The sequence below is a fragment of the Pseudonocardia sp. EV170527-09 genome, assembly GCF_008369905.1.
In the GTDB taxonomy this organism is placed as follows: domain Bacteria; phylum Actinomycetota; class Actinomycetes; order Mycobacteriales; family Pseudonocardiaceae; genus Pseudonocardia.
Genome location: NZ_VRMC01000567.1, coordinates 1 through 253 on the forward strand (window position 1 = coordinate 1; position 253 = coordinate 253).

The following is a 253-nucleotide window of genomic DNA, read 5'->3' on the forward strand; positions in this document are numbered from 1 at the left end:
GTGTAGTATTGCGCACCTTCGTTCACAGTAGTGTAGACGTCTTCAGCGCCGTCGATGCCCGACAAGATGGTGGATAGCTTGCTCGCAATCTCATTGAGCTTGGCGATATCAGGTCCAAAGATTTTCACTGCGACATCGCCGCGCACGCCGCTGATCATCTCCTGCACGCGCATGTCGATCGGCTGTGTAAAGCTGAGCGACAGCCCCGGGAAATTGCCGAGCACCTGCCGCAGCTCTTCAATCAGGGCAGGTT

1 protein-coding gene is annotated in these 253 nt (G+C 56.1%); it reads right to left on the reverse strand.

Annotation, left to right across the window (positions count from 1 at the left end; translation table 11 throughout):
* Positions 1 to 253: efflux RND transporter permease subunit (locus tag FVA95_RS30155; protein WP_149667003.1), on the reverse strand; the 253-nt coding region annotated here is incomplete at both ends.